General features: G+C 72.6%; 16 protein-coding genes. 7 read left to right on the top strand and 9 right to left on the bottom strand.

Annotated elements, in window-relative coordinates:
* Nucleotides 1-1,264: 1,264 nt before the first annotated feature.
* Both ACFVHO_RS06415 and ACFVHO_RS06420 read right to left on the bottom strand, forming a co-directional pair.
* Complete coding sequence (locus ACFVHO_RS06415) at nucleotides 1,265-1,453, bottom strand: hypothetical protein (protein WP_385710827.1); 189 nt, start codon at nucleotides 1,451-1,453, stop codon at nucleotides 1,265-1,267.
* A gap of 34 nt (nucleotides 1,454-1,487) precedes the next feature.
* Nucleotides 1,488-2,450 (bottom strand): alpha/beta hydrolase, encoded by a 963-nt coding sequence (locus tag ACFVHO_RS06420; protein WP_385710829.1) that lies wholly within the window; start codon nucleotides 2,448-2,450, stop codon nucleotides 1,488-1,490.
* A 112-nt stretch (nucleotides 2,451-2,562) separates the two neighbouring features.
* Here ACFVHO_RS06420 and ACFVHO_RS06425 point away from each other — a divergent pair, with 112 nt between their 5' ends.
* On the top strand, nucleotides 2,563-3,138 hold the full coding sequence (locus tag ACFVHO_RS06425) for a TetR/AcrR family transcriptional regulator (RefSeq protein WP_385710831.1): 576 nt from the start codon (nucleotides 2,563-2,565) through the stop codon (nucleotides 3,136-3,138).
* 149 nt (nucleotides 3,139-3,287) lie between these two features.
* Here ACFVHO_RS06425 and ACFVHO_RS06430 read toward each other — a convergent pair whose 3' ends face one another.
* On the bottom strand, nucleotides 3,288-4,745 hold the full coding sequence (locus tag ACFVHO_RS06430) for an FG-GAP-like repeat-containing protein (RefSeq protein ID WP_385710833.1): 1,458 nt from the start codon (nucleotides 4,743-4,745) through the stop codon (nucleotides 3,288-3,290).
* 360 nt (nucleotides 4,746-5,105) lie between these two features.
* On the opposite strand from ACFVHO_RS06430, the gene ACFVHO_RS06435 reads away from it, so the two are divergent.
* Both ACFVHO_RS06435 and ACFVHO_RS06440 read left to right on the top strand, forming a co-directional pair.
* Nucleotides 5,106-7,007 carry a protein-arginine deiminase family protein gene (locus ACFVHO_RS06435; protein WP_385710834.1) on the top strand — a complete coding sequence of 634 codons (1,902 nt, stop codon included), beginning with the start codon at nucleotides 5,106-5,108 and terminating at the stop codon, nucleotides 7,005-7,007.
* Nucleotides 7,008-7,062: 55 nt separating this feature from the next.
* Nucleotides 7,063-7,719, top strand: coding sequence for a hypothetical protein (locus ACFVHO_RS06440; protein ID WP_385710835.1), 657 nt, complete (start codon nucleotides 7,063-7,065; stop codon nucleotides 7,717-7,719).
* On the opposite strand, the gene ACFVHO_RS06445 is transcribed toward ACFVHO_RS06440, so the two are convergent.
* From ACFVHO_RS06445 to ACFVHO_RS06460, 4 genes are all read right to left on the bottom strand, one after another.
* The gene (locus ACFVHO_RS06445) at nucleotides 7,713-9,365 is read right to left on the bottom strand and encodes a helix-turn-helix domain-containing protein (protein WP_385710836.1); all 1,653 of its coding nucleotides are present in this window, start codon (nucleotides 9,363-9,365) and stop codon (nucleotides 7,713-7,715) included. The genes ACFVHO_RS06440 and ACFVHO_RS06445 overlap by 7 nt on opposite strands.
* Before the next feature lie 100 nt (nucleotides 9,366-9,465).
* On the bottom strand, nucleotides 9,466-10,590 hold the full coding sequence (locus tag ACFVHO_RS06450; protein ID WP_385710838.1) for a tetratricopeptide repeat protein: 1,125 nt from the start codon (nucleotides 10,588-10,590) through the stop codon (nucleotides 9,466-9,468).
* On the bottom strand, nucleotides 10,587-11,951 hold the full coding sequence (locus tag ACFVHO_RS06455) for an ATP-binding protein (protein WP_385710840.1): 1,365 nt from the start codon (nucleotides 11,949-11,951) through the stop codon (nucleotides 10,587-10,589). The genes ACFVHO_RS06450 and ACFVHO_RS06455 overlap by 4 nt, the downstream gene beginning before the upstream one ends.
* A gap of 72 nt (nucleotides 11,952-12,023) precedes the next feature.
* A complete protein-coding gene (locus tag ACFVHO_RS06460; protein WP_385710863.1) occupies nucleotides 12,024-13,235 on the bottom strand; it encodes an FAD-dependent monooxygenase in 1,212 nt (403 codons plus the stop codon).
* A gap of 325 nt (nucleotides 13,236-13,560) precedes the next feature.
* On the opposite strand from ACFVHO_RS06460, the gene ACFVHO_RS06465 reads away from it, so the two are divergent.
* A complete protein-coding gene (locus ACFVHO_RS06465) occupies nucleotides 13,561-14,121 on the top strand; it encodes a hypothetical protein (RefSeq protein ID WP_385710842.1) in 561 nt (186 codons plus the stop codon).
* Nucleotides 14,122-15,243 carry an MAB_1171c family putative transporter gene (locus tag ACFVHO_RS06470; RefSeq protein ID WP_385710844.1) on the top strand — a complete coding sequence of 374 codons (1,122 nt, stop codon included), beginning with the start codon at nucleotides 14,122-14,124 and terminating at the stop codon, nucleotides 15,241-15,243.
* A 41-nt stretch (nucleotides 15,244-15,284) separates the two neighbouring features.
* Here the strand turns inward: ACFVHO_RS06470 and ACFVHO_RS06475 are convergent, their stop codons facing one another.
* Both ACFVHO_RS06475 and ACFVHO_RS06480 read right to left on the bottom strand, forming a co-directional pair.
* On the bottom strand, nucleotides 15,285-16,139 hold the full coding sequence (locus ACFVHO_RS06475; protein ID WP_385710846.1) for a helix-turn-helix domain-containing protein: 855 nt from the start codon (nucleotides 16,137-16,139) through the stop codon (nucleotides 15,285-15,287).
* Between the two features lie 245 nt (nucleotides 16,140-16,384).
* A complete protein-coding gene (locus ACFVHO_RS06480) occupies nucleotides 16,385-17,185 on the bottom strand; it encodes an SAM-dependent methyltransferase (protein ID WP_385710848.1) in 801 nt (266 codons plus the stop codon).
* A 273-nt stretch (nucleotides 17,186-17,458) separates the two neighbouring features.
* Between ACFVHO_RS06480 and ACFVHO_RS06485 the strand changes: the two genes are divergently transcribed.
* Together ACFVHO_RS06485 and ACFVHO_RS06490 are read left to right on the top strand one after the other, a co-directional pair.
* Nucleotides 17,459-18,706, top strand: coding sequence for a serine hydrolase domain-containing protein (locus ACFVHO_RS06485; protein WP_385710850.1), 1,248 nt, complete (start codon nucleotides 17,459-17,461; stop codon nucleotides 18,704-18,706).
* A gap of 210 nt (nucleotides 18,707-18,916) precedes the next feature.
* Nucleotides 18,917-21,220: a LuxR C-terminal-related transcriptional regulator gene (locus tag ACFVHO_RS06490; RefSeq protein WP_385710851.1), complete on the top strand. Its 2,304-nt coding sequence runs from the start codon at nucleotides 18,917-18,919 to the stop codon at nucleotides 21,218-21,220.
* The last annotated feature ends 338 nt before the right edge of the window (nucleotides 21,221-21,558 follow it).

Here is a 21,558-nt window from a genome sequence, read left to right on the forward strand (position 1 = left end):
ATGTGACGAGTGCGAAACATCTGGTTCATGGGAGGACACACCCCTGTCATGGGACCGTCAATCCTGGGTCATACGGAGCCACATAACAGGTAAACGGCAGCCAATATCCGCGTCGAAACATCGGACGCATGACGAAAAGAAGACGTCGAACGGACCGGTGGCGCAACCCCGGAGAACACCGGTACAGGGGCCCGAGGGGCGGCGTCGGCGGGGGGCGAAGGCGCAGTACCGACATGGCACGGCGAAGGCCCGGGACGCCTCGCCCCAGGCGCTCCCGGGCCACGACGCCCCAACTGCCGAGGCACGGCGCGGCCGTGAGCTGGGATGACGGAGGCGTCGCCGACGGTGCCCGCAGGGATCCACCACGGGCGGGGCGGGCGGCACGTGTCAGCGACACACGGAGCGAGTCAGGGTTTCGGACCGGGCGGCCCGGGTGCCGTCCGATCGGATACGACTGTCGTGCCGTTCGTCAGACGTCGGTGGAGCGATGAGCCAGGAAAGCGCGGCCATCGGCGATTCGAAGAACGCCGGAACACGCGGGGAAACATTACGGAAACCCTGGTTTCGATCTCACGAGAACACAGTGCGGATAGAGGTACGCAATACGTCGAGGCACGTAATACATCGAGTTTCGCACTCCATGGACCGAGTGGTGCGAGACGCCAGGGACCTACTTAGTTCTGGGTATGGACATCGCCCCGGAACGGTCTCCGTACGGTGGCAGAGAAGGCTCGACAGGAAGCACCAGAACCTGCATCGCGGGTCACCGGACCTCAGTCTCCCTTTACCTGGACTCCACATGAGCATCGGGCTCGCCGCGAGAAGTCAGGGGAATGACTCCTCGGGAGGACCGACGGGCCGTGCGGGCGACTCGCTCACGGGTCAGGTGAATGCGGAGTCATCGCGCTGCGCCTACGGCAACAGTATCGGACCGCCCTTTGCCCGTACCACCCAGACCTTTTGTGGCTATCGGCGGCGCGACAACACTTCCTTACTCTTGCGTAAGGACCGTTGGCGCGCGCGCCGAACGCCTGCTGCATATGCCTAAGCGAAGAGGCACCGCCCCGACTACCTGGGCGTCGACTCTGTCCGGTTCGCATCCGCGATACCTGACACCGACACCCGCGAGACACCGGGCACCGCTCCCGGGAACGGGCAACCGTGCAGCCGGACATGCCCGTTTGACCATCCGAGGCGCCCGTTTCCTGCCCGAATCGCGCCCTCAAATGATCACCGTGGTCCATCTCACAACGCGCCCGGACGATCACGCACCGCAGTCCCACGGGGGCTCCCTCAGATCCGCGAGGAGGCCGTCGAGAGCCCCGCCCAGGCTCTCGAAGAGCGCGTCCACGACCGGATGCGACGGATACGTGACCGTGACGGAACGGCGTTCGCAGATGGCGGGCAAGGGGATGGCTCGTGTCAACGCGCGGTCGTCGGAGCGGTCGACCACCTCCTGGTCGTCCGCGGCCCCGTGCTCCGCCCCCTCATGCGGACAGCGAAGCGCGGAGGAAGTCGAGGACCTGCGCCCGCGCGGCCTCGGCCTGCGGGACGACACCCGGCAGGCTCAGGAACGCGTGCGGGGCGTCGGGGTGTTCGGCGAGCCGCACGGACGTCCCGGCCGCGCGCAGCCGTTCGGCGTAGCGGCGGCCGTGATCGGCCAGCGGGTCGTGGGTCGGCACCACCACGAGCGCCGGGGGCAGTCCGCCCAAGTCGTCGGCGTACAGCGGCGACAGCGCGCGGGGGTCGGTTCCCGACGGGACGGCGAGCCGCTGGAACAGGCGCAGCTGCGGCAGGGCGAGGGTCGGGGTGTCCGCGTGCTCGGCGATCGAGTCGTACGCGAACATCGTCCCGGTCACGTCGACGGCGGGGTTGACGAGGACCTGCGCCCGCAGGCCCAAGTCGGCCCGCCTGGCCCGGATCGCGACCAGCGCGCTGATCAACGCGCCGCAGCTCTCGCCGAAGACAGCGGTCCGCGCCGGGTCGACGCCCCATCGCCCGGCGTCGCGCACCACGTGCCGGAGCACGTCCCAGCCGTCGTCGACGGCGGCCGCGAGGGGATGGTCCGGGTCGACGAGGCGGTGCTCCACCGAGACGACGACCGCGGGCAGTCGTGCCGCCACATGGCTGGTGACCCAGTCGCACTGCGCCGCCGTGCCCACGAACCCGCCCCCGTGCACGTGGAGTACGAGCGGCAGGCCGGTCCGCCCGGCGTCCCGGCCGTCGCCCCCCGGGACCGGCCGGTACACCCGGACCGGGAGTTCACGCCCGGGCAGTGCCACCTTCTCCCACTGGATCGTGGCACCGGGGTCCGGCTCCCCGAGGATCGACCGCGCCGCGTCCGACGCGCGGAAGCGGTTCTCCGCCTCGCGGTAGGCGATCAGTTCCTCGGTCGTGATCGTCGGCCAGTTCGGCTCCGGCGGTCGCTGCGCGGTGGTGATGTCACTCATGTCTCTTCTCCTTGCCCGGAGTTGGCTGTTGCCCGGAGCCGGTCGCCGCGTGGAGAGTTTCGCGACCCCAGGTATCGATACTCAAGGTAGCGAAAAGAGGTAGGGTGTGGATATGACTTCGCCCACATCCGCCAGGCCGCCGGGCCGCCCACGCGCCGGCGTCAACGACGCGGTCTTCGCCGCCACGCTGAGCACGGTCCAGGAGGTCGGCTACGCGCGCGCCACGGTCGAACGCATCGCAGGCGCGGCGGGCGTCGCGAAGTCGACGGTCTATCGGCGCTGGCCGACGAAGGGCGCGCTGATCGTGGACTGTCTCCTCGACGCGTTCGGCCCGGCGCCGCTCGAGGGCGGCAGTCGGGCCGCGCTCTTGACCTCGACGGTCCGCTGGGTCGCGGCGAAGATCGCCGAACCCGGAGTGGGCGACGCGTTCGCCGGTGTGTTCAGTGACGCCGTCAGCGACCCGGACCTGCGCGAGATCCTGTCCGCGCGGCTGCAGGACCCGTACCGGCTCGCGCTCCAGGAGGCGCTCGACGAGCCGGAGCACCGGGTCCTGTTCTTCATCGACGTCGTCGTCGGAGTGCTGTTGCACCGGATGGGCATGACCGGGGAGCCCATGGTCGACAGGGACGTGGACGCCCTGGTCGACATGATCCTGCCGCACTTCGCCGACGGTCCGGGCCGGAGCTGACGCCTCATCGGTCGGCGTCCGCCCGACTCCCCGTGCGGCGCCGCCCACCCCGGGGCCCCGGCCCCCGAAACGCCCGAGGGGCCCTGTCGCCGACGAGTCGAGCGACAGGGCCCCCGGGCCTTGAGCGGGTACGAGCGGTACGGAACCGGTCAGCGGGCGATCACGCCGAACGCGTTGCCGGGCCACGGGACCTCGGAGTCCACCGGCGGCTTCACCACACGCGTCGGCGCGGTCCCGGCGATCTTGCCGCCCTTCGTTCCGACCGACCAGACCTCCGACGCGTTCGCCCGGACCGGGACGGTGATCTCGGGCTGCTTGTCCCCGTTCAGATCCGTGATCTTGAGCAGCTGGGGGATGCGGTAGACACCCGCGGGACGGGGCAGGCCGGGCGCGTTGTAGCCGGTGAACACGGCGCCGGTGCCGGTCAGGCCCTTCTTCGAGCCCTTGAGCGCGTACAGGCCGCCCCCGCTGATGTAGCAGTGCTCGCAGGTGGCGTGCCGCTCACCGGGAGCGCCCACGACCAGGTCCGCGTAGCCGTCCCGGTCGAGGTCGCCCGCGGCGACGTCGATGCCGAAGCTGTCGCCCGCCTCCACACCGCCGGGGACACCGGGGCTGTCCTCGGTGAAGACCTTGGCCGCGCGGTTCTCGTCCACGCCTCCGGAGGAGCCGTACTGGACCTGGACGCGGCCCGCGTGGCGCTCGGAGTCGCGTACGTACGTCGAGTCGCCCACCGCGATGTCGCCGTACCCGTCCTTGTCGAAGTCGCCGATCGCGACGCTGTTTCCACCGCGGACGGTGGCATCGGTCCTGCGCAGCCCGGACGCCCCGCCGAGCAGCACCCGGCCCCGCCTGCGCTCCTCGCCGAGGACCACGAGGTCGTCGCTGGCGCCCTTGTTGATCCGGCCGACGGCCAGTCGCTTCTGTGCGTCGGCGTAGCCGAACGAGGCGCCGACATCCACCGTCCTGGCCGACGCGGGCGAGCCGTCCGCCTTGAACGGGCCCTTGTGCAGGCGGATCGCCATGGAGTAGCCGACGATCAGGTCGGTCTTGCCGTCCCCGGTGAAGTCACCGGCCTTCAGGACCGAGCCGAATCCGGGTCCGGCCTCGCTTCCGGGCATCGTGGTGCCGCCCTTGAGGCCGGTGCGGCTGCCCCAGAGCAGCGTGACCTGGTCGCGGCCCTCGGAGCGGGACGCGACGGCGAGGTCCGCGTAGCCGTCGGCGTTGAAGTCGCCGTTCGCGAGCGTCCGGCCGAACACCTGGTTCTGCTTCGCGTCGCCGGGAACACCGGGGCTGTTCTGGGTGACGGCCTTCAGGCCGGTCTTCTGGGCGCCGTTCTTCGAGCCGTACGAGACGGTGACGTAGCCCGCGTTCAGGGCCCGGGCGGTGGTGCCGTCCGCGCCGGGGACGTTCACGGCACCGTCCGGGGCGCCGATCGCGAGGTCGTGGTACCCGTCGCCGTTGAAGTCGTCGGCGTACCGGGTGGGCGCGGGGCCCGCGGCGGCCCGGGCCTCCTGGGCGCCGGGGAGGCCCGGCAGCCCCCCGGTGAGTGTCGTGACCGTCGTGACCGCCGCGGCGACCACGATCGTGCGACGGATGTGGCTGCGCACGTCCGTTCCCCCTCTGGGAAGTCGATGGTTTGCATCCCCAAGACCCGCGAGGCGTGGGAACGGTTGTGCGGATCTTCACGGCACTTTCACCGCCGCGCCCGGGACCGCCCCGACGGCCGCACCGGCGGGGATGACGGACACAGGGCCGGGGCCACACCCGGAGGAGGACAGGGCGGCGGCACGCTAGCCCCATCGATGTACCTGCGGGCTCCGCACTCGGCACGATGAACGGCCCCTCGGCACGGACGAGCATGGAATGCGGACATTCTCCCCACGTGCTCACACGTGCTTCACCCCTGCCCGTACCTGCTCACACCTGCTCACACCTGCTCGCACCCGTCGCCTCAAGGAGGCCCCGTCGTGCCCAAGGCATCGAGATCACGCACGCAGCGCACCACAACGGCCGTCACCGTCACCCTGCTTGCCGCCACCGCCCTCGCCGGACCACCGGCGACCGCCACGGAGCGCCCGCCCGGCGCCGACCGGCGCGCGGACCTGCGCGCCGACGTGAACCAGGACGGCCGCGTGGACGTCACCGGCGACACGGACGAGGCCGGGGAGGACGCCTGGCGGCCGGGGCGCGGCGCGGTGTTCCTCGCGAACGTCGACGACGACTCGCGGCGCTGCCGGACCCGCCCCGGCGACCTGGACCGTATCGACCCGGCCGTGGACACCCGCCTCGCCGCCTGTCACGACGCGGCCGACGAGAAGGTCAACGGGCCGCGCGACGCCGCCGATCTGGCGCCGCTGCGCATCGCGCCCACGGCGGTGGGCGACGACGCGACGGGCCACGTCACGGTGCCCGCGGCGCAACGCCCGTACGTCCGCCTCTTCGTCAAGCGCGACGGCCACCTGCGCGTCCTGCGCGGCCCCCTCACCGCCGCCGAGCTGCGCGCCGGGGTCGAACTCGCCCTGGAGGGCCGCGACATCGTCCGTGACCAGCGCCGCTGGAACGGCCAGGTCGACGTGACGCTCACCGTGCGCGGCCAGGGACACCGGAGCTCCGACCACGTGCGCCTGAAGGTGGCGCCCGTACTGTTCCAGAACGACCTCCAGCGCGCCCAGAGCGTCTTCGCCGCCAAGCCGGGCCCCGGCAGCGGCGCCATCCCCGGCTCCGGAGGCCCCGGCAACGGCTACCAGCCGCGCGAGTGGAAGCCGTTCGCCTCCTCCCTGCGCCGGGCCGCGCGCGCCGCGGGGCTCGCCGACCGGGACGTGACGTTCACGGCCGGCACCCGGCAGTGGTGGCGCGACATCTGGCGGCAGGACATGGTGGAGCCGACCGTCGCGAGCGTGCCCGCGCCCGGCGGCCGGGTGCACACCATGCGCGTCCTGCTCCGCAGCCCCATGAAGTGGATGGCGCCCACGGGCGGCAAGACGACCCTCAGCCGGTCCGGGCGGCTGCTGTTCCGTCACTTCCGGGGTCCTGACGTCGGCGTCGTGCAGCAGTTCACGCCGGGCCGCGAGCCGGACGGCCTGGACCTGCAGAACGCCACCGGCAACTTCGAGTCCCTGCCGCCCTCTCCGGGGTATCCGCAGGGGCGGGTCCTGTACGGCACCGATCCGCTCCGGCAGCCGGACGCGTCGTACGTGAAGATGATCGAGGCACAGGCCCAGCAGCCCTCCCTCACCATCGACACGTCGTGGCTGCTCGTCGGCCACGTGGACGAGACCGTGCACGTGGTGCGGGCGGACAACGAACGCGGCTGGACGCTCGCCGTCGCCGACCCGCGCCAGGCCCTCGACCTGTTGCGGCGCACCCAGCGCGAGGGCCAGGGCGGACAGCGGATGTTCGCCGCGACGACCATGCCCGACAAGCCGACCGTCGACGAGCTCCTGGCCGACGACAAGTTCCTCGCCGACAACGCCAAGGCCGCGGGCCACATCGACGGTCAGATCCGTGCCCTGCTGAAGGAGACCGGCCTCACCGAGCGCGACCTGGTGCGCCTGCCCGTGCTCTACACCATGGCCACCGTCCACCCCGAGATCCCCGAGGGCGCGGTCGCCCTCTCCCCCAGCATCGCCAACGGCCTGTCCCTGACCAGCCGTGACTACGCCGCACCCGACCCCCACGGTCCCCGCCTCCGCGGCCGCGACCTGTTCCGCGCGGCGGCCGAGAAGGCGCTGGCCACGGGCGGGGTGCGCGTGCACTGGGTGGAGAACTTCGCCTGGGCGCACCTGGCCGGCGGCGAGGTTCACTGTGCCACCAACGCCCTGCGGGACACCTCCGGGGCGGCGCGGTGGTGGGCGCGGCGCTCGTCATAGCAGGACATAGAGTGATCGGTCGCGGCCCACGGACCTCTCAGCCAGGAGTTGTCCCTTGTCCCCACGTGAACATGTGAAGTCGCAGGCGTACGCCGGGTCCGCGCCCCTCGGCGCGGCGGCGGTCGGGCGTACCCGGCGCCTCTCCGCGGCGGCCGTGGTGGCCGGTGCGGCGGTCGTGGCCTGTCTCGCGGGCGCGGTCCCGGCCCACGCGGTCGAGGGCGCCGGTCCGGCCGCCCACGGGGCCGCGGCCCCGGCCGCCGCCCACAACGCCGTGGCGGCGACGACCGTGGTGACGGAGGGCCAGGTCAAGGAGGCGGCGCCCGGCGGGACGCTCCTGTACCCCAGCGTCACCAGCTGTCTGACCGTCACCGTCCAGCTCCGCTCGGGCGGTGCGGTCGGCGCGCACGCGAGCCTGTTCCAGGTCCCCGGCGAGCTGCGCTCGGACCAGATCCTGGACCGGGCCAAGTCCCTGGTGGGCGGGCGCGAGGTGGCGTCCGTGGAGGTCAGGGGCGCCGTCGGGGCCTGGCATCCGGCGTACTTCACCAAGGCGATCGAGAGCCACGGCGAGGGCGAGGAGGTCCCCGTGCCCGCGGGCCGGGACTTCGCCGGGCTCGCGGCGGCGGCGGCGCGGGGGCTCGGTGTGCCGACGGACGCGGTGACGGTCACCGACGTACCCGACGGCGATCAGGTCGTCGAGGTGCGGCGCTACTGATCCGCGTCCGACCGGCCTTCACCTCCCGGGGATCCGACGGTGTAGGTGTCCTTGACCTTCACCTCGGTCACCCCGCGCCCCTCGGGGAACACGGCCCGCCAGTCGCCGATGACGTGCAGCTCGTCCGTACCCATGGCGCGCACGACGGCGAGGCCTTCGCGGTGCGCCTTGTACGCCTTCGTCCAGAGGTTGGAGAACGCCTGGGAGCGGATGAGGTGCATCCAGTCGGGGCGGTACAGCTCACGGTTGTAGTTGGACTCGCCCATCGTCGAGACGAACTTCGAGTACATCGCCTTGACGTACTCCAGCGTCACCTCGTCCGCAGCGGCGATCGCCGCGTCCCGGGCGTCCTTCAGGGCGACACGGAACTTCTCCAGGAGGTTCTCGGTGGCGCCGGACGTGAACGACTCGTGGATCTCCGGCGGTTCGCACAGCCCGTACTTGGGACCCGACAGGCGGAGGAGCAGCCGGAGGGTGGGCTCCGTGACCCACAGGGGGCCCGGTTCGTCGCGGTTGCCCAGCGGGTTGGGCAGCACGTCGTCGTGGTGCCAGTCGGGCGGGGTGACGAGGTGGACGCCCGCGCGGCGGTGGTCGTGGTCGAAGCCGGTGGAGTGCTCCAGCTGGCCGATCGGCAGGTGGGTCTTGAGGGCGGAGAGATAGGCGCCGTTGATGTCGAGCGCCGTCACCTCGTGGGCGCCGGGCGGCAGTTCGCCGCGGGTCCACTTGGGGCGGCCCTCCCAGATCCGGTCGGCGCCGCGCGCCGTCTGCTTGCGCAGGATGTCGGGGACCCAGGGGTGGGCGACGACGTCGTAACGGGCGCCCTTGCGGGTCTCGTCGAGCAGCGCCATGGCGTCCGGGATCGCCCGCTTCACCAGCGCCGCCGTGGCCGCCTCCACGTCGCCGGAGTGCTCGTCGAGCGCCCCGGCGACCGCGTCACCGATCAGGTCGGGCACGTCGGACGCGGCCCGCGCGCGTCGCCCCACCGGGACGACCTTCATGCCGCGGCCGGGGCTGCGCACGACACGCTGCGGTGCGGTGGTCGGGGCCTGCCTGGGTGCGGGAGCCCGGGACTCCGGCGCGGAGGCCGGGGGCTCGGCCGCGGGCTCCGGTGCGGGAGCGGCGCACTCTGCGGGGTCCAGATGCTGCGGATAGCCCTCCACCTGATGCCGGGCGGGCTGACCGCACAGCACGCAGGGGCGGGGCTCGGCGAGTTCGTCCTGGTCATCGGCGGCTACGCAACCGGCAGGCGCAGAACCGGTGGGCGCGGTCTGCGTCGCGGCGGCTTCCGGCACCGCCGCTGCCGGTGCTGCCGATTCCGCTGCCGGTGCTGCCGATTCCGTTGCCGTCGGTCCGGAGCCCGACCCGACCGGGTCGTCCGAGGCACCGCCCCGCTCCTCCCCGCGCAGGCCGTGCCGCTCCTCGGCCTGCTGAAGGAAGTACACGTACCGGCCGCGCAGTTCCCCACTGGGATCGCGCCCCGCCTCCCACGCCGCGAGCGTCGACGAGCTGACCCCCATGGCGCGGGCGACCTGGGCCCGCGACAGGCCGAGCTCCTCGCGCAGCAGCCGGCGCCGCTCGGCGGGGGGCAGCGGGGTGGCGTCGGGCGCGGCCGCGAGCAGCGCGTCGATCGCCTCGAATTCACTCACGGCGCTTCTCCTGGAGGGGCGGAGCTGTCAGCTGGACGGGCAGGGCTGTCAGCAGCCAGTATCCAATGTCCGTGGCCGAGCGCGGGCCGCCCCGGCCCGCTCAGCCCGTCTTCCTCCGGTCGAACCACACCGTGGCGAACGTCGGCGCGAGACCGGCCCAGAACAGCACCGTCGGCACGGCCCGGTCGGACCACGGCACCTGGGTGACGACGAGGGTGCAGAGCATGGCCCAGGCCGCCTGGGCGACCACGACGCGGGCCCAGCGGCCGCGCCGGAGCAGCGACTGGACGTTGAGCTGGACGCCGGTGCGCCGACGGCGGTAGCGCAGCAGGGCGCCGACGGCCCAGATCGCGCTCATCGGGACCAGGAACCACAGCCGCTGGCCGAGCTCGACGGGCAGTTCCCGCTGCGTCTCGCCGTCGACGGCGAACAGGTCGATCATCGCGGCGCCGAGGCCGAGGCACAGCAGGGCGAGCCAGCGCACGCCGCGCAGCATGCGGTACGTGGCGTGGTCGAGGCCTCGCCGCAGCCCCTTTGAGTCCGGCGCGGCGGCGAGCCCGGCCGCGTACAGGTCGGCGGCCTCCACGGCCTTCACGCCGGGGGTGTCGGCGGCCTTGCGGGTCTGCCGCTCCAGGGCCTGCGGGTGGTTGGGGTCGAGCCTCAGGATGGCGAGGTCGAGCTGGTCGGCGGCGGTGCCGTTGCCCGAGATCGACGCGATCTTGTACGCGACCTCGTAGCCGTAGACCTCCTCGGGCGCCAGGCGCAGCGCCTCCTGGACGTGCTCTTCGGCGAGGCGCGCCGATATGTCCATGTCCTCGCGCGAGACCTGACCGCCGCCGGCCTGGCCGCGGCTGACGATGTTCGTGATGAACACGACGTCGGCGAGGAGCGCGTGGCCGAGCCAGTACTCCGGGGCGATGCGGACGACTTCACGCAGGACCTGCTCGACCTCGGGCATGCGGGCGCCGCCCACCCTGCGCAGCGCGTAGGACCGCATGAGGAGCCCGCCCACGTCCTCCGGGTCGAGCTTGAGGGCCTCGTCGGCCGCCGCGAGTGCCTCGTCCGGGCGGCCCGCGTCGAGGTGGCAGCGGGAGAGTTTGGCCCAGGCGCGGACGTCGGCCGGGTCCTCGGCGATGCGCTGGGCGAGCAGCGCGCTCGCTTCGTCGTACCGTGCCAGGTCGATGAGGGCGTCGGCCCGCTCGACGGCGGGGTGGATCGTGGTCACAGCTTCCGCTTCTTCTTGAGGTGGGCCACCAGGTCGTCGTACATGCCGCCGTCGTTGGCGTACATCGCCACGTTGCGCGCCGACGCGAACCACGGCTCGGTGGAGGGCAGGACCTGCCGCGCGGCGGCGAGCAGGTCCTTCATGCCGATGAGGCGCACGGTGCCGGTGCGCGCCGAGTCGAGGAGCGCGCTCTCGGCCGCGGCCTCGCACACGTGGGCCAGGTCGGCGCCGGAGAGGCCGTCGGTGGCCTTGACGAGCTTGCCCAGGTCGACGTTCTCGATGGGCCGGTCCCGCAGGTGGTAGCGGAGGATCGCCTCGCGGGCCGGGCCGTCGGGCGGCAGGACGAGCAGGGTGCGGTCGAGGCGGCCCGGGCGGCGCAGCGCGATGTCCACGTCCCAGGGCACGTTGGTGGCGGCGAGGACGAACACGCCCTCGTTGGCGCCCGCGTCGACGCCGTCCAGCTCGGTCAGGAGCTGGTTGACGGTGTTGCGCATGCCGCTGCTCTGGCTGCGGCTGCGCTTGCCGCCGAGCGCGTCCAGCTCGTCGAGGAAGACCACGCACGGGGCCTGGCGGCGCGCGGTGCGGAAGATCTCGTGCATGTTGCGCTCGGAGTTGCCGATCCACATGTCGAGGACGTCGTTGACCGACACCGACAGGAACGCGGCGCCGAGTTCACCGGCGACGGCCCGCGCGATGAAGGTCTTGCCGCAGCCGGGCGGGCCGTACAGCAGGAGCCCGCCGCGCAGGCTCTTGCCGTACACGCGCCGCAGCTCGGGGTTGCGCAGCGGCGCGAGGAACGCGGCCTCCAGGCGCTCCTTGACCTCGTGCATGCCGCCGACGTCGGCGAGCCGGACCGCGCCGGGCCGCTCCACGTCCCACGCGGCGGCGTCCCCGGCGTCCCCGCTCCCGTCGACGGTGAGCGGCGCCTCGACGAACCGGGGCGGAAGCACGTCGCCGACCTGGTCCTGGGCGGCCTTCCAGTCGAAGCCCGGGCGTGCGGGCGCGGAGTCGGGCCCGGGAGCGGGCGGGGGCGCCTGCGGGGGTGCGGCCTGCGGAGCGGGAGGGGCATCCGGCGCGGGAGCTGTCTGCGGCGCGGGCACGGCCTCCGGCGCGGGCGCGGCCTCAGCGGTCGCAGCGGGCGCGACCTCCGGCCCTCCCAACCCCATCGCCCGCGCCATCAGCCGCCGGGCCTCGGCGTCCCCGGGCGCGTGCTGCAGCGCGACGGCCGTCTCGGCGACCGCGGCGTCGCCGTGCCCCGCGTCCAGGAGCAGCGCGGCCAGGTGCAGCCGCAGGGGGACGTCGTCGGGCGCCGCGGCGACGGCAGTCCGCAGGCTCTGTATCAGGGGGGATTCCACCGGCATGGCGCCAACTCTACGAAGCGGCCTCCGGCGCCCGGGCCGCGCCCCCACCAGGGCGGGACCCGGGACAAGCCCCTACCGGGAGACCGGCGCGCGCGTCTGCGCGGCCCGTGCGACCTTCGGGCCGAGCCAGCGCTTGAGCCGACGCAGTGCCGTCAGCTGCCCCACGGCCTTGTCGAGGCCGTAGTAGAGCTGCGGCGGGATGTGCGGGAGGAGCGGTGAGTGCCGCTGGCCGAGCAGGGCGAACATGCGGTGCGGCGGCAGTTGGACGTAGCGGGGCAGGTTCTCGTACCACTGGGCGCTGTAGCGGGCCGCGCTCTGCAGGGGCAGGAGGGCGGACTTGCGCTCCTGCTCGTACGCGGCGAGGGCGTCGGGGAGGTCCGGGTGCGCGCGCAGGGCGTCGGCGAGCGCGATGGCGTCCTCCAGGGCGAGGGTCGTACCGGCGCCGATGGAGTAGTGCGTGGTGTGGGCGGCGTCGCCGAGCAGGACGACGTTGTCGCGGTACCAGCGCTGGTTGGTGAGGGTGCGGAAGGTCAGCCACTGGGGGCGGCCGTCGGTGGCGGAGCGGCCGATGAGGCGGTGGCCGTCGAGGAGGTCGGCGAAGAGGCCTTCGAGGAGCGCGAGTCCGTCGGCCTCGTCCGCGCGGTCGAGGCCGAGGCCGCTCCAGGTCTCGGGGGCGCACTCGACGACGCAGGTGCTGCCCTCGGGGCCGTACGCGTAGGCGTAGCACCAGACCCAGCCGTGCTCGGTCTCCACGAAGGCGAAGTGGAAGGCGTCGAAGACCTTGGTGGTGCCGAGCCAGGTGTAGTGGTTGCGTCCGGCCCTGACCTCGGTGCCGAAGTGGTCGGCGGCGTCCGTCCGCAGGGTGCTGTGCAGCCCGTCGCCGGCGACGACGAGATCGGCGTCGGACGGCAGCGCGCCGACCTCCATCTCGTGCGCGAACTCGAGGCGCACGCCGAGGGACCGGGCCCGGTCGGCGAGGATCCGCAGCAGCCGGTGCCTGCCGATCCCGAAGCCCTCGTCCCCGTGGTGGCGGGTCGTCAGGTCCCGTACGTGGGCGACCCCGTCGTGCCACCGCACGGAGTGCTCCTCGACGGCGCGCGCGGACTCGGGGTCGTGCGCGTGCAGCTTGTCGAGAAGTCCGCGCCAGTACGTGACGCCCCACCCGTAGGTCGAGCCTTCCGGGTTGCGTTCGTACACGGTGATCTCGGCGGACGGGTCCTGACGCTTCAGCAGGATGGAGAGGTACAGGCCCGCGGGCCCGCCTCCGACGCAGACGACCTTCACGCACACCTCTACACGTTGCTCATGATTGCCGAATCGCAACGGAGAGTAGCACCAAAAGTCAGAGATCTTACTAAATGCCGGGATTAAGGCCACCCATGGTGTCCTTACACTTCCGTCGACAGGCTTCCATCGACGCGTCACGGGTCGATGCGCGCAGCGCGAGCCCGCCCAGGAAGAAGGTAGCGAGGTGCCGATGCCGCCCAGCGTCGATCCCGTGGGGCCCGTGGGGAACGAGGAGCGCCCAGGCGCGACGGACCTCGGCACAGCGGCAGTCGGCACGGCACGAGCCGGTGCGGCGGATCACCGGGGCGGAACGCTCGGCCTGTTGACCCACCGGCTCCTGGCCGCCCGCCGCGAGCGGTCGGCGGAGCGGGCGCTGCGACGGCGGCTGCGTCGGCAGCTTCGCGACCTGGACGTCCAGCCCCCGCTGAGCGTCGCCGCCCTGTGCCGGGCGGTGGAGCGGCAGCGGCAGCGCCCCCTCGTCCTGCGCCCCCATCCGCTGCCCGTCCCCGGCCCGCTGGGACTGTGGGTCTACACCCCCCGCGCCGACCTGGTGCTCTATCAGCAGCACACGTCCCCGATGCACCAGGACCACATCATCCTGCACGAGGTGATGGGCCACATCTGCGGCAACCACACGACCGGCCCGGGCGGCGACCAGTGGGACGCGTGGACGCGTACCGTGCCCGGACTCGGCCCCGAAGCGGTGCGGCGGGTCATGGGGCGCTGCGCCTACGACGACGGGCAGGAGTGCGAGGCGGAGCTGGCCGCGACGATCGTCATGGAGTGGGCGCTGGTCCTCGACGGCGTGGCGCCCGCCCCGGCCACCGACCCCGAACTGCGCAGGGTCCATTCCGCCCTTGGCGACAGCCGCGGGTGGCTGTAGATGTACTTCGGGTTCTTCTGCCTGGCCCTGGCGGTCGCGACGGTCTGGAAGCTCTACCAGGTCTGCCGTGCGCCGCGGAGTCTGCCGTTGCGCTGGCTGACGCTGTGCCTGGCGTGCGCCGCGGTGCCCTATCTGCTGACCAGCGAGGGCGGCAGGTCGGGCGTCGACGGCGCGCTCGGCGTCGGCGCGGCGAAGCTCGTGGCGGACATCCTGTTCCTGGGCATGAGCTATTGCCTCATGGTCTTCTACCTGTACTCCGCCGACGACGGTCCGTCGACCCGGCGCAGGGTCCGCCTGGAGGGCCTGGGGCTGCTCGGCTTCGTGGGCGGCATCACGGTCGCGGCGGCGACGGCGCCCCGGGACAGCGCGCTGCGCAGTTCCTTCCAGGGCGCCGACATGACGATCCCCCAGGTCGCCGCCTTCTACCTCGGCCTCGGCGTGTACCTCATGTACGCGTACATCGTGTCGTGCCGCAGGACCCGTCGCTACGCGCGCATGTCCAGCGGTCACGAAGCCGTCGGCCTCTGGCTCGCCACCGCGGGCCTCCTCGGCCACATCGGCTCCACCGCCGTCCGTTCGGGCTTCGCCGTCGTCCGCACCCAAGGCGTCGCCGTGCCGGACTGGCTGACCCTCACGTCGAGCGTGGTCCTCGTGGTCTCCACGCCGGTCTTCGTCCTCGGCGTCACCTGGCCGGGGGCGCACAGCCGTCTCACGGCGTGGCGCGTCCGGCGCCGTCACCGGCGCGTGCACCGCCAGTTGGAGCCTCTCTGGCTGCTGCTGTCCACCGCGTACCCGGACACGGTGCTCCCGGACACAGCCAGGGGCCGCCGGGCTCACCGGGCGTACACCCGCCGGGTCGTGGAGTGCCGCGACGGCCTGGTCCGCATCAGCCCCCAGCTGCGGCACGCGGCACCCGCCGAACCGGCCCTGGAGTCCCTGGCGCCCGAGGACCTGGCCCTGCGGCTGCGGCGCGCGGCGAAGGACGTCCGCGACGGCCACGCCGGACCGCAGCACGGGACGCCGCTCTGCCTGCCGCTCTGCATGCCGCACGCCGGGGACCGCGAGGCCGACGTCCAGCAACTCGTCACCTTGTCCCGCGCGCTGCGGGCGCTGCCGGGCTGAGCGGCGCGGCAGCGCCTGACGGCCGGGGTCCGCCCTCCGGGCTAGCGGTCCGCGGACCCGCCCTCGACGGGGTCCCACTCCTCATGGAAGTTGTCGACGAAGTCGTTCACCACCGCGAGCACGTCCGCCGACAGGCCCTCGGGGCCCAGGCCTCGGGCCGCGATGTGGGTGATGCGGCCGGCGCGCGCCAGTTTGAGGGTGCGCAGGCCCTCGACGAGTTGCCGGGCCATCAGGTCGTTCGGCTGGAAGAAGAACTCGGACACGCCGAACACCTGGGACAGGCCCTGCCGGACGACGGGTGAGGTCTCGGTCAGCCTGCCGGTGCGCAGGCCCTCCACACCCTCCCCGGTGATCACTTCGGCGCCCGCGGCCGCGTTGACGCCGCGGGCGATCTCCGCGTCCGACGGGGGCTGCCGGTCGGGGTAGGTGTGCTCGACGAGGTACGCGATCTTCTCGGCGAGCGTGGTGGGGATCGGCGCCTCACCGCCGCCGAAGGACCGGTCCTCCGCGGCCCGCAGGTCGTCCCCGCTCACTCCGTAGGCAGCGGCCAGGGCGATGGCCGTGTCGGGGGCGAGGCGCCGGATGCCGCGTTCGGCCTCGCCCACGGCGTCCTTGCCGCCGACCCGCCTCTCGATCTCGTACTGCGCGTACCCGGCGTCGCACCGCAGGTCGGCGAGGTCGGGGGCGCCGTGCCGGGGGAAGAGGAGGTTGATGTCCCTCCCCACGGCCTTCGCGATGGCGGGAAGGCGCTCGCTGTCGGGCCCTCGGCCGCTCTCCCAGGTCGCGATCGCCGAGCGCGAGACCCCCAGGACCTCGGCCAGGTCGGCCTGTTTGCGATACCCCGCTTCCAGTCGCGCCGATCGCAGTCGCGGGCCATCGAAATGGCGTGCGGGCATGGGGACTCCAGTGCGGCTTGCTGTACACGACCAGTGAATCGTAGCCACTTGAACCCCGGGTCAAGTTGACCTAGTGTCAATTTTGCCCGGACAGCCGGATCAGCTGCGCGATCACACAGGATGGGAACCCAGAACCATGACCTCACGCGACCTCGGCCACGCCCTGACCCAGCAGGCTTCCTCCGACCTCTCCTGGTCGCTCGCCTGACAGCACCCCCGCCCGCCCGACGGCTCGGCCCACCGCCTCACACCTTGCGCGCCACCCCCACATAGACCGGCATGTCCTCGTCGCGAATCCTCATCGCCCGGTCCGGCCGCCACTTCGGACCCACGACGACGCCCGGCTCGCACAGGTCGAGCCCGGCGAAGAACGCGGAGACCTCGGTGCGCGATCTCGCCCGCACCGGGGTGCCGCCACGGCGGTAGATCTCGTCTATGCGCTCCCAGATGCCGGGGTTGAACTCGTGGGTGACGTGGGACAGCAGGAGGTAACTGCCGGGCACGAGGGGGTCCAGGAGCGTGTCGACGATGCGCTGCGGATCCTGGTCGTCGGTCACGTAGTGCAGGAGCGCGATCAGCGACAGGGCGATCGGCCGGTCGAAGTCGAGGTGTGTCCGGGCGTACGTGATGATCGACTCGGGGTCCCTGAGGTCGGCCTGGACGTACGCGGTGCGGCCCTCGGGTCTGCCGCGCAGGAGCGCTTCGGCGTGGCGCAGGACGATGGGGTCGTTGTCGGTGTAGACCACGCTCGCTTCGGGGGCGACCTCCTGTGCGATCTGGTGGAGATTCGGTTCCGTGGGGATCCCGGTGCCGATGTCCAGGAACTGCCGCACCCCCTGGTCGGCGACGAAGCGCACCGCCCGGTGCATGAACTCACGGTTGGCCCAGGCCGTCTCCTTGGCGCCGGGCATCAGCCGGACCACTTCTTCCGCGGCCGCCCAGTCCGCGGGGTAGTTGTCCTTCCCGCCGAGGAACCAGTCGTACATCCGAGCCGGATGCGGAACGCTCGTGTCGATGTGGTCCGCGTGGAACGCGCTGTCCGTCACGTCAATCCTCCCCTGCCGCAAGGCGGCACGCCGTCTTCAGCCTGTTGAAATTGCCCGGATTCGGCATACGCAACTGCACATGTCGAAGCATGGTCCCACGCACACTCACGCCTCCGACAGGCCATCAGTTAACTTTGCAATGTGAAAAGTTGGAGGGGGTCGGAAGGTCGCCCGCTACGATCTCGATCACATGGGCCCGGGACCAGGGCCCGCCAGGCAAGTGGGGAACTTCTTATGGTGAGAACTGGGTTCGCTCGTTCGGCGACCGTTGCTGTGACCAGCGTGGTGCTCGCGGCCGTGGGCGCGACCACCGCCGTGGCCCAACCGGCCGGGGACAAGGCGGCGACCGGGGGCAAGGCCCCGGCGGCCGACCCCGCGGCCGTCCGCGCCGCGCTGGAGCGCACCGTCGCCGCGGGCGCGCCGGGCGCGTTCGCGGAGGTCCGCGACCACGTCGGCCCCAAGCAGAGCGTGGCCGTCGGCAAGGCCGACCTCGACGGCACGCCGATGAACGCCAACTGGCGCTTCCGCGTCGGCAGCAACACCAAGATGTTCACGTCCGTCCTCGTGCTGCGCCTCGCCGAGCAGGGCCGGATCGACCTGGACAAGCCGCTGCGCGACTACCTCCCGGCGGGCACCCTGCCTGCGGACTGGGAGATGACCGGACGCCAGGTCCTGCAGCACCGCTCCGGGGTGTACGACCACACCAACGACCTGCTCGAGCAGCAGGGCGAGGAGACCACCAAGGCGTTCGAGGAGCGCATCCGCAACACCGTCTACAAGCCCGCCGACATGGTGGCGATGTCGGTGAAGCACGGCAAGCAGTTCACCCCGGGCAGCAAGTACGCGTACTCCAACACCAACTACGTCCTGCTCGGGATGGCGATCGAGCACCTCACCGGCGGCTCCTACGCCAAGGCCCTGCGCAAGCAGATCATCGAGCCCCTCAAGCTCAAGAAGACCTCGTACGTGGTCCCCTCCAAGGCCATCACCGGGAAGCACGTCACCGGCTACCTGACGAACGACGACCGCACCAAGCCGCTCCTCGACTCCACCGAGCAGAACGGCTCCTGGGTGGGCAGCGCGGGCGCCGTCATCTCCTCCGCCGCCGACCTGGACCGGTTCCTCACCAAGCTGCTCAAGGGCCGCTCCGGCGGCCTGCTCTCCGACGCGTCGGTGCAGCAGATGACGACCACCCTGCCCACGCCCACCGCCAAGGTCTCCTACGGTCTCGGCCTGCGCGCGATCGAGCTGTCCTGCGGCACGGTGTACGGCCACGGCGGCATCGTGCAGGGCTTCCAGACGCAGTCCTTCGCCACCCGCGACGGCAAGAAGACCGTCGTCGTCTTCGGCAACGCCTCCAACAACACCTCGGTGACGCAGGGCCTGACCAACACCCTCGAACCCGCCTTCTGCAGCCCCGGGCCCCCGGCCGCGGCCAAGACGAAGCGCTCGGCCGACCGGAGCGCCCCGACCGCTCCCGCCGCCCCGGCCGTCCCGGTCGCCGACGACACCCGCCTGTAGGACAGGGACGCCCCCGCAGGTGACGCCTCGGACAGCACCGTCCGAGGCGTCACCGAAGCCCTCCTCGCGCCGTTGACACTGTGCCGCCGTACGCATACGTACGAAAGGAAAGTACGTATCCCGTACGGCGGTCGCGACAAGCGGTTCAGACAACAGGCGGGACTACGGTCGACCGGCCCGGACACGGCGGTCGACGGGCACGGGGGCGTCATGGGATTCGGCTTCGGGCAGCGGCGCGGTGGGCAACTGCCCGTCGAGCGGACCAGCTTCGTCGGGCGCACCGCGGAGATCGCCCGGGTGCGGGCGGCGTTCGCGCAGGCTCCGCTGGTCACGCTGGTGGGGCCCGGCGGCGTCGGCAAGAGCCGTACGGCGCTGCGCGCGGCCGAAGGGCTCGGGGAGCGGTTCCCCGACGGCGTCTGGCTGGCGGAGCTGTCGGGACTGCGTGATCCGGAGCTGGTGCCCGCGACGCTCGCCGCCGTCCTCGAACTGCCCGAACAGGTGGGCATGGAGCCGCTGGACGCGGTCGTGGCGCATCTGCGCGGCCGACGGCTGCTGATCGTCCTCGACACCTGCGAGCATCTGGTCGACGCCTGCGCGATGCTCTGCGACGTCCTGCTGCGGGAGGCCGCCGACGCGTGTGTGCTCGCCACCAGCAGGCAGCCCCTGGACGTGCCCGGCGAGCAGTGTCTTTCCCTCGCGCCGCTCACCGTCGAGGAAGCCGTGGAGCTGTTCGTGCAGCGCGCCACCGCCGTGGCGCCCGGCTTCACGGCAGGCGAGGACAACCAGGCGCAGCTCAGCGCGCTCGTGGGCCGCCTCGACCGCATCCCGCTGGCCCTGGAACTCGCGGCCGTACGCCTGCGGGCCGTGCCCCTGGGCCATCTGGTGGCCCGGCTCGACCAGCGCTTCGGGGTCCTCACGGGCGGGCGGCGCACCTCACCGGCCCGGCACCAGACGCTGCGCACGGCGATCGACTGGTCGTACGAGCTGTGTCTGCCCCAAGAGCGCGAGCTGTGGGCGCGGCTCTCGGTGTTCGCGGGGTCCTTCGACCTCGCGACGGCGGAGCGGGTGTGCGCCGGGGGCGAACTGGCGCCGGAGGACGTCCTGGAGACGCTGGTCGGGCTTGTCGACAAGTCGGTGGTGCAGCACCTCGGCGCGGGCTCGGGCCGCTATCGGCTCCTGGACACGCTGCGCGCGTACGGCGCCGAGCGGCTGACCGGGGCGGACTCCACGGCGACCGTGCGCGAGGCGCACTTCGCGTACTACCGGCGCCTGGGCCAGCGGCTGTGGGACGACCTCCTCACCGACGCGCAGGCCGAGCTGTTCCGGACGGCGCGCGCCGAGGTCACGGACGTGCGGGCGGCGCTGGGGTACGCCTTCGCCACCCCGGGCCGGGCCCGGCAGGGGCTGTGGCTCGCCGCCCAACTTGCCCCGTTCTGGCGGGCCGCGGGGACGCTGTCGGAGGGCCGGTACTGGATCGACAAGGGGCTCGACCAGGTGCCCGAGGACTGCTGGGAGCGGGCCTGGGGGCTGCTGCTCGGCGGGGTGCTCGGGGTGTGGAGCGGTGATCTGGAGGTGGCGCCGGGCCGCTTCGCGGAGGCTCGGGAGGTCGCCGAGCGGTGCGGCGAGGAGCGGGTGCTGCTGTTCGCCGAGCCGTATCTCGGCGCGATGCGCGCGCTCGGCGGCGAGGTCGAGGAGGGCCTCGCCGAACTGGAGCGGGGGCGGCTGCGGATCGTGGCGGCCGGGGACGCGCTCGGCATCGGCGTGGTGCACTACGAGGCCTCGCTGCTGCGGGCCGTGCTCGGCGACATCGACGGGGCACTCGACCTGTGCGCGACCGGCCTCGCCCGCCTCGAAGGCACCGGGGACCGGCAGTTGTACGCGTCGACGCTGATGGTGCAGGGCGTCATCCTGTGGCTCGCCGGGCGGCACGAGGAGAGCGCGCCGCCCTTGCGGCGGGCCCTGGAGGCGGTCAGCGAGGTCGGTGACGTCCTGGTCGCCGCGCTCTGTTGCCTGGGTCTCGGTTGGCACGCGGCCGGGCAGCGCCGGTACACCCGCGCGGCGTGGCTGCTCGGGTACGCCGAGAGCGCGCGGCGGCTGACCGGCGACCCGGTGGCGATGCTGCCCTCGCTCCTCGAACAGCAGGAGTCGACGCAGCTCGTCGTGCGGGACGCGCTCGGCACCGCCGTGTTCGAGCGCTGGCACGGCCTGGGTGCGCGGATGACGGGCACGGAGATCCTGGAGTCGGTGCGCGCCGACCTGGACGTGCCCCCGTCGGCGCGCCATGTGCCGGGAGCACGGCAGGCGCGGGCCGCGGACTCCCTCACCCCGCGCGAACGGCAGGTCGCCGAGCTGGTGGCGAGCGGCCTTTCCAACCGGGAGGTCGCAGAGCGCCTGGTCATCTCCAAGCGGACCGCGGACACGCACGTCGAGCGCATCCTCACCAAGCTCGGCCTCCGTTCGCGGGCGGAGATCCCCGGTGCGCTGGCGGAGCTCCCCGGTTCGCCGACGGGTTGACCGCGCCGGGGCCGGTGGAGCGTACGTACGTATGCCACGGACCGCCGCCGTGCGCACCCGGTCCGTCTTTACGTATACGGATCCCGGCACATCACGGATGCCGGGACGCCCGGCCGCCCGGGAGGATGAGGCGGCCGCCCGGGAGCCGGGAGCGTGGTGGGCACCGGCAGCGCGGAGGTGTCCCACGCTGCCAGGCACGGGTGCCCGCCATCGCCTCCCCCCTCAGGCGGTGCGGGAGAGGTACGGCTGCCGGCGTCGGGGGGGGGGGCCCGCCCGCGCCCGCCGGGGGGGGGGCCGCCCGGGGCGATGTAAAAAAAAACGAGCGCCGGGACGGAATG

The sequence above is a fragment of the Streptomyces sp. NPDC127108 genome (genome assembly GCF_042677545.1).
Taxonomy (GTDB): domain Bacteria; phylum Actinomycetota; class Actinomycetes; order Streptomycetales; family Streptomycetaceae; genus Streptomyces.

What these genes read in the sequence shown, in the direction of transcription:
- ACFVHO_RS06420 (WP_385710829.1), bottom strand. Translation starts at nt 2,450, where the DNA reads ATGAGTGACATCACCACCGCGCAGCGACCGCCGGAGCCGAACTGGCCG.
- ACFVHO_RS06425 (WP_385710831.1), top strand. Translation starts at nt 2,563, where the DNA reads ATGACTTCGCCCACATCCGCCAGGCCGCCGGGCCGCCCACGCGCCGGC.
- ACFVHO_RS06455 (WP_385710840.1), bottom strand. Translation starts at nt 11,951, where the DNA reads ATGCCGGTGGAATCCCCCCTGATACAGAGCCTGCGGACTGCCGTCGCC.
- ACFVHO_RS06470 (WP_385710844.1), top strand. Translation starts at nt 14,122, where the DNA reads ATGTACTTCGGGTTCTTCTGCCTGGCCCTGGCGGTCGCGACGGTCTGG.
- ACFVHO_RS06475 (WP_385710846.1), bottom strand. Translation starts at nt 16,139, where the DNA reads ATGCCCGCACGCCATTTCGATGGCCCGCGACTGCGATCGGCGCGACTG.
- ACFVHO_RS06490 (WP_385710851.1), top strand. Translation starts at nt 18,917, where the DNA reads ATGGGATTCGGCTTCGGGCAGCGGCGCGGTGGGCAACTGCCCGTCGAG.